Consider the following 6,515-nt stretch of genomic DNA (forward strand, 5'->3'; position numbering starts at 1 on the left):
CTACCCCCCTACCCCCTACCTCTCTTCTCTCCCTGCTTGCCTTCACCCGTCATTTTAGGGTTGACAGACTACTAGCCCGAATGAAAAGACTTTTCCGCAAACCCTAGTTATTATTATGTCTTATCTCCATACGCCCTCCCCTGACAGTTCTTATATTCGTCCTGCTCGACGTGGAAAGCATAAAATATTCATTGGTATGGCTCCTGGTGTGGGAAAAACTTACAGAATGCTAGAAGAAGCACGTCAACTGCAACAAGAAGGTATTGATGTTGTTATTGGCATTATTGAAACTCATGGACGCAAAGATACTGCTGTCAAAGCTATAGGATTAGAAGTAGTTCCGCAAAAAGCCAATATTCATAAAAATATCAACCTCCAAGAAATGGACACAGAGGCAATTTTAAACCGCTCTCCCCAATTGGTATTAGTTGATGAATTAGCACATACAAATATTCCTGGTTCACCTAGAGAAAAACGCTATCAAGATGTAGAATTGATTTTAGCAGCCGGCATAGATGTTTACTCTACTGTGAATATTCAACATTTAGAAAGTTTGAATGATTTAGTAGCCGGAATTACGGGTGTTGTCGTCCGAGAACGCATTCCAGATCGGTTGCTGGATGAAGCTGATGCTGTGGTTGTCATTGATGTAACTCCAGAAACTTTAGAAGAACGGTTACGGGAGGGTAAAATTTATGCTGCTAATAAAATTGAGCAATCTTTAGAAAACTTTTTTCAGCGTCGTAACCTCATTGCTTTGCGAGAATTAGCATTAAGAGAAGTTGCAGATACAGTTGAGGAAGAGGCAAATACTTCCATCTCTCCTGGGCAAATTCGCACTGTTCATGAACGGGTTTTGATATGTGTATCTACCTATCCAAATTCGATTCAATTATTACGGCGGGGGGCGCGAATTGCTAATTATATGAATGCCAAGTTATATACTGTATTCATTGCCGATCCTGAACGGTTTTTGACTAAAGAAGAAAGTTTACATATTCATACTTGTGAGAAACTATGCCGAGAATTTGGTGGTGAATTTCTTCATGTTAAAAGTAGCAATGTCGCTCAGGCGATCGCCCAAGTTGCCGCAACTAATCATATCACCCAAATAGTCATCGGCGAAAGTCAACAACCCCGATGGAAAAGATTTTTTAAACGCTCTTTCACACAACGCTTGCTGGAGTTAATTAGAGATCAGCACATAGATTTACATATTATCGCTACAGAGAAATAAATTTTAATATTTGTTAATCTATCTTAGATAAGATGCAATTTTTTTCTGGTTTGTATAGTGTAAATATGAAACCTTAATGGCCAAATTTTTGACCGATAAATCCAGGATATTCCAGTTAGACAAAGTGTAAAATTTAATTACGAAACTATGGTATATAAGGCTGCTACTCCCGACTTATGCTGTACAATTGTTAGTGAATATTAAGGATGCTTTTACCAAACATTAACCTAAAAAGCCGAATATACTCATTATCATTAGTTAGCAAACTAACATCGAGGTATATATGTTTAAGAAAATTTTAGTCGCAGTAGATCGCTCGGATATGAGTATAAAAGTTTTTGAGCAAGCTTTATCTTTAGCCAAGATCACATCTGCGAATTTAATGTTACTGCACGTTTTATCACAGGAAGAGGAAGGTAGTCCAGAGGCACTGGTGTTCCCTAATATTGACTACTATCCCGGCTGGAACGAGCAAAGTTTTAAATTATACCAAGAGCATTGGGAAAAATTTAAAAACGAAGGTTGGCAAATGTTACAGTCATGGAGCGCCCAAGCTAATACTTCTGGTGTTAATACAGAATTTACCCAAAATACTGGTAGTCCAGGACGAATGATTTGTGAATTAGCCACTGACTGGAATGCTGACTTAATTATCATGGGAAGACGGGGACGTTCTGGACTAGCGGAATTTTTTCTCGGTAGTGTGAGTAATTATGTTTTACATCATGCACCTTGTTCAGTGCAGATTGTCCATATTCCTACGAGTTCCCAAGCGGCAAATGTTTCTTCAGCAGCTACTACAGTTAGTAAGTAATGCTAGGTGAGGCTGCATAGAATCAGATTTCCAGAATTATTAACCGCAGATGAACGCAGACAAAGACGGATGAATTAAGTAATTGGACAAAAATATTTACAGTCATTGCGAGCGAAGGGAAGCAATCACAACCCTGGCGATTGCTTCATTTCACTTCGTTCCATTTGCAATGACATTGTGTAACTAATTCTGTCTCACTACTTAATGGCTTTTATGATTCTGATTCTGTGCAGCCTTAAATAAAGGTTTGAAAAAGTATGAAAACATCAGTTCCACCTTCTTTAACTCATCCCAGTGGAGACAAGCGTTTAAAGATGTTAGACGCAACTATTAAGCGTCATCAATATCAACAAGATGCACTTATTGAAATTCTGCATCGGGCTTCTGAATTATTTGGTTATTTAGAACTGGATTTATTGCTGTACATTTCCCATAGCCTGAAGTTACCACCTAGTCGCGTTTATGGGGTGGCTACTTTCTATCATTTGTTTTCCCTAGCACCGAAAGGGGTTCATAATTGTGTGGTTTGTACGGGTACAGCTTGTTATGTCAAAGGCTCAACAGCGATCTTAACCCAGTTGGAAAAAGTTACGCAGATTCACGCAGGAGAAACTACCGCAAATGGTCAAATTTCTGTGATGACGGCTAGATGTTTGGGGGCTTGTGGAATTGCCCCTGCGGTAGTGTTTGATGGCACTATTTTAGGTAATCAAACCCCGGAATCAGTTTGCGAAAAAGTGGGAGAATGGTGGCAAAATGGAACTAAGTGAATTATTAGAAATTGCCCAAAAGGAACTTTCTCAACGGAAATCTGTGCAAATTCGGTGTTGTACTGCTGCGGGTTGTCTCTCTGCTGATTCTCAAGCTGTGAAAGATCATCTCGAAGCAGCCGTGAAAGCTGCGGGTTTACAAGATACTGTCCAAGTTTCTGGGGTGGGTTGTATGCGTCTATGCTGTCATGGACCATTGGTACAGGTGGAAAACTGGGAAAATCCGCCCGCATCAAAATTGTATCAAAAAGTTACCCCAGAAAATGCAGCAGCAATTATGGCAGGGGTAAATGGAGAAGTCACAAATTTACAAGAGGGTGATTTAAATCAGCCATTTTTTAGCCGTCAATTACCGATTGTTCTAGAAAACAGTGGTAAAATTGACCCGGAACGGATTCAAGCTTACATTGCATCTGATGGTTATCAAGCCCTTTACCAAGTGCTGCGGGAAATGAAACCCAGTCAGGTAGTGGAAACTATTACTAAAAGCGGTTTAAGGGGGCGCGGTGGTGCTGGTTATCCCACAGGTTTAAAATGGGGAACGGTAGCAAAATCAAAGGCTGAGAAGAAGTTTGTAATTTGCAATGCTGATGAAGGTGATCCCGGTGCATTCATGGATAGGAGTGTATTAGAAAGTGATCCCCATCGGGTTTTGGAAGGGATGGCGATCGCTGCCTACTCCATCGGGGCAAATCAAGGCTATATTTATGTTAGGGCAGAATATCCCATTGCTATTAAACGTCTAGAAATTGCTATTCATCAAGCCCAACACTTAGGGCTTTTAGGTTCACAAATCTTTGATTCTCCCTTTGATTTTAAAGTAGAAATCCGTATCGGTGCAGGTGCTTATGTCTGCGGTGAAGAAACGGCGTTAATGGCTTCAATTGAAGGTAAACGTGGTCTCCCCCATCCCCGCCCCCCATACCCGGCTGAGTCGGGTTTATGGGGCTATCCAACGTTAATTAACAATGTGGAAACCTTTGCCAATATCGCCCCGATTATCCGTAAAGGTGCTGATTGGTTTGCTAATATCGGTACTGTTAAAAGCAAAGGCACAAAAGTATTTGCATTAGCTGGAAAAATCCGCAATACGGGTTTAATTGAAGTCCCAATGGGAACATCTTTACAAGTAATTGTCGAGGAAATGGGAGGAGGTGTTCCCGACAATGGTATAGCTAAAGCAGTACAAACCGGCGGACCTTCAGGGGGATGTATTCCTGCATCGGCTTTTGCTACACCTGTGGATTATGAATCTTTAACCGCCTTGGGTTCAATGATGGGTTCGGGGGGAATGATTGTCATGGATAAAACTACAAATATGGTAGATGTCGCCCGCTTTTTCATGGAATTCTGCATGGATGAATCTTGCGGTAAGTGCATTCCTTGTCGTGTGGGAACTGTGCAATTACACGGTTTATTAACAAAGATTAGTCAAGGAAAAGGTTCACTCGCTGATTTAGATTTATTGGAGGAACTTTGCGACATGGTAAAACACACCAGTTTATGTGGTTTAGGACAGTCTGCACCAAATCCAGTTTTTAGCACTTTGCAATATTTTCGAGATGAATATTTGTCATTAGTCATTAGTCATTAGTCATTAGTCATTAGTCAGTTGTCATTACCTATTACCTATTACCCATTACCCATTACCCATTACCTATTACCTATTACCTATTACCTATTACCTATTACCTATTACCCATTACCCATTACCCATTACCCATTACCCATTACCCATTACCCATTACCCATTACCCATTACCCATTACCCATTACCAAATTACTATGACTGTAAAAACTTTAACAATAAATGGGGAATTGATTAGCGCTCGTGAGGATGAAACATTACTAGAAGCAGCGCAGGAAGCTAGTATTCATATTCCTACATTATGTCATTTAGAAGGTGTGGGTGATATTGGTGCTTGTCGTTTATGTTTGGTGGAAATTGCAGGAAGTAATAAATTACAACCCGCTTGCGTAACTAAAGTTACAGAAGGAATGGAGGTGAATACAAATAGCGATCGCTTACAAAAATACCGGCGGACAATTGTAGAAATGTTATTTGCCGAAAGTAATCACATTTGCTCAGTTTGTGTTGCTAATGGTAACTGTGAATTACAAGATTTAGCTATAGAAATGGGTATGGATCATCTCCGCTTAGAATATCAAAATCCTCAGCGAACTGTTGACACTTCCCATCATCTTTTTGGCATAGATCATAATCGTTGTGTGCTTTGCACTCGCTGTATTCGTGTCTGTGATGAAATTGAAGGCGCACATACTTGGGATATGGCAGGAAGAGGCTCAAAATCTCATGTAATTACTGATTTAAATCAACCTTGGGGAACTTCCCAAACCTGTACTTCCTGCGGTAAATGTGTGAATGCCTGTCCCACAGGAGCGTTATTTGATAAGGGTGCAAGTGTTGGTGAAATGAAACATGATCGGGGCAAAATTGAATTTTTAGTAACTGCACGACAGAAAAAACAATGGAATTTTTAGTCATTAGTCATTAGTCATTAGCATAATTTAAAATGAAATCTCATGTTACTGCATATTCAACAAATATTTAAGCGAATTCTATTAGTAGGGATATTGACAGTATTTATATTCCTTGGTTTAGCAAATCTATCATCTGCAAAAGTAATTGCTGCTGTTACTCAGATAGGAAATCCTCCCGAAGAAATTATTTACCGTTCACAAGTGAAATTAGATGATCAATCAGGAAAAGTCTGGCAAGTTGTATTATTTAAACAAGTGTATTTAGATCAACCATCTAATATCAATCTTCGTCTAGTTGGCTTTCCTGGTTCTGCGGAATTAATTCACCCTCAACCATTAAGAATTACTACCAATACAGGTAAACTCTGGAATGCTAATGATATATTTTTAGATGCAGCCCCAGCACCAACTGTTGGTCAATATGATTTAACAGAAATCTTACCTCAATTACCTCCAGAATCTTTAACTTTATCTATACCCCTTCCCAGTACAAACTTCATTAATATCGCAGTTCCGATTCATGTTGTCAAAGAATGGCAATCATTAATTTCCACTGAAAACTGAAAAGGTGAAAAAATGACTAAAATCAAATTAGCAACAGTTTGGTTAGGTGGGTGTTCTGGTTGTCATATGTCTTTTCTCGATTTGGACGAATGGTTAATATATTTAGCCGCACAAGTAGATATAGTTTATAGTCCCTTTGCTGATATTAAAGAATATCCCGAAGGTGTAGATATCGTATTAGTTGAAGGTGCGATCGCCAATGAAGAACATTTAGAATTAATTTACAAAATCAGAAACCGGACTAAAACAATAATTTCCTTTGGTGATTGTGCTGTTACTGGTAATGTTACCGCTTTACGTAATCTTGCAGGTGGTGCTGAACCAGCCCTACAATTAGCTTATATTCAAGAAGCAGATATTAATCAACAAATTCCCAATTCCCCAGGAATTGTTCCCCCTTTACTAGATACAGTTGTCCCTGTGCATAAGGTAGTACCAGTTGATATTTATTTACCCGGTTGTCCCCCTTCCGCAACTAGAATTCGTGCCGCACTTGAACCACTATTAAAAGGAGAAAAACCGGAAATTGTCGGCAGAGAAATGATTAAATTTGGTTAACTAGTAATCATAACCAAATAAATACATCCATTATAGCCCCCTCCTTGCTTGCGGGGAGGGGGTTGGGGGC

The 6,515-nt window shown here is 39.5% G+C and carries 8 protein-coding genes; all 8 read left to right on the top strand.

The genetic code is table 11. The annotated features are described in order from the left end of the window. Positions 1-115: 115 nt before the first annotated feature. Positions 116-1,237, top strand: coding sequence for a sensor histidine kinase KdpD (locus tag IQ228_RS18175; RefSeq protein WP_193963821.1), 1,122 nt, complete (start codon positions 116-118; stop codon positions 1,235-1,237). 283 nt (positions 1,238-1,520) lie between these two features. Continuing rightward, positions 1,521-2,051 carry a universal stress protein gene (locus tag IQ228_RS18180; RefSeq protein ID WP_027404523.1) on the top strand — a complete coding sequence of 177 codons (531 nt, stop codon included), beginning with the start codon at positions 1,521-1,523 and terminating at the stop codon, positions 2,049-2,051. A 257-nt stretch (positions 2,052-2,308) separates the two neighbouring features. Beyond that, positions 2,309-2,821 carry a bidirectional hydrogenase complex protein HoxE gene (hoxE, locus tag IQ228_RS18185; RefSeq protein ID WP_027404524.1) on the top strand — a complete coding sequence of 171 codons (513 nt, stop codon included), beginning with the start codon at positions 2,309-2,311 and terminating at the stop codon, positions 2,819-2,821. Further along, positions 2,808-4,415 carry a NuoF family protein gene (locus IQ228_RS18190; RefSeq protein WP_027404525.1) on the top strand — a complete coding sequence of 536 codons (1,608 nt, stop codon included), beginning with the start codon at positions 2,808-2,810 and terminating at the stop codon, positions 4,413-4,415. The genes hoxE and IQ228_RS18190 overlap by 14 nt, the downstream gene beginning before the upstream one ends. 18 nt (positions 4,416-4,433) lie before the next feature. Beyond that, a complete protein-coding gene (locus IQ228_RS18195; RefSeq protein WP_193963823.1) occupies positions 4,434-4,610 on the top strand; it encodes a hypothetical protein in 177 nt (58 codons plus the stop codon). Further along, positions 4,607-5,323 (top strand): bidirectional hydrogenase complex protein HoxU, encoded by a 717-nt coding sequence (gene hoxU / locus IQ228_RS18200; RefSeq protein WP_193963825.1) that lies wholly within the window; start codon positions 4,607-4,609, stop codon positions 5,321-5,323. The genes IQ228_RS18195 and hoxU overlap by 4 nt, the downstream gene beginning before the upstream one ends. 42 nt (positions 5,324-5,365) lie before the next feature. Next, positions 5,366-5,887, top strand: coding sequence for a DUF3122 domain-containing protein (locus IQ228_RS18205; RefSeq protein ID WP_193963827.1), 522 nt, complete (start codon positions 5,366-5,368; stop codon positions 5,885-5,887). Positions 5,888-5,899: 12 nt separating this feature from the next. Then, positions 5,900-6,445, top strand: coding sequence for an oxidoreductase (locus IQ228_RS18210; RefSeq protein ID WP_027404528.1), 546 nt, complete (start codon positions 5,900-5,902; stop codon positions 6,443-6,445). Positions 6,446-6,515 lie beyond the last annotated feature (70 nt).

The sequence above is a fragment of the Dolichospermum sp. LEGE 00246 genome (assembly GCF_015207865.1).
Taxonomy (GTDB): domain Bacteria; phylum Cyanobacteriota; class Cyanobacteriia; order Cyanobacteriales; family Nostocaceae; genus Dolichospermum; species Dolichospermum heterosporum.

What these genes read in the sequence shown, in the direction of transcription:
- IQ228_RS18175 (WP_193963821.1), top strand. Translation starts at nt 116, where the DNA reads ATGTCTTATCTCCATACGCCCTCCCCTGACAGTTCTTATATTCGTCCT.
- IQ228_RS18180 (WP_027404523.1), top strand. Translation starts at nt 1,521, where the DNA reads ATGTTTAAGAAAATTTTAGTCGCAGTAGATCGCTCGGATATGAGTATA.
- hoxE (WP_027404524.1), top strand. Translation starts at nt 2,309, where the DNA reads ATGAAAACATCAGTTCCACCTTCTTTAACTCATCCCAGTGGAGACAAG.
- IQ228_RS18190 (WP_027404525.1), top strand. Translation starts at nt 2,808, where the DNA reads ATGGAACTAAGTGAATTATTAGAAATTGCCCAAAAGGAACTTTCTCAA.
- hoxU (WP_193963825.1), top strand. Translation starts at nt 4,607, where the DNA reads ATGACTGTAAAAACTTTAACAATAAATGGGGAATTGATTAGCGCTCGT.
- IQ228_RS18205 (WP_193963827.1), top strand. Translation starts at nt 5,366, where the DNA reads ATGTTACTGCATATTCAACAAATATTTAAGCGAATTCTATTAGTAGGG.
- IQ228_RS18210 (WP_027404528.1), top strand. Translation starts at nt 5,900, where the DNA reads ATGACTAAAATCAAATTAGCAACAGTTTGGTTAGGTGGGTGTTCTGGT.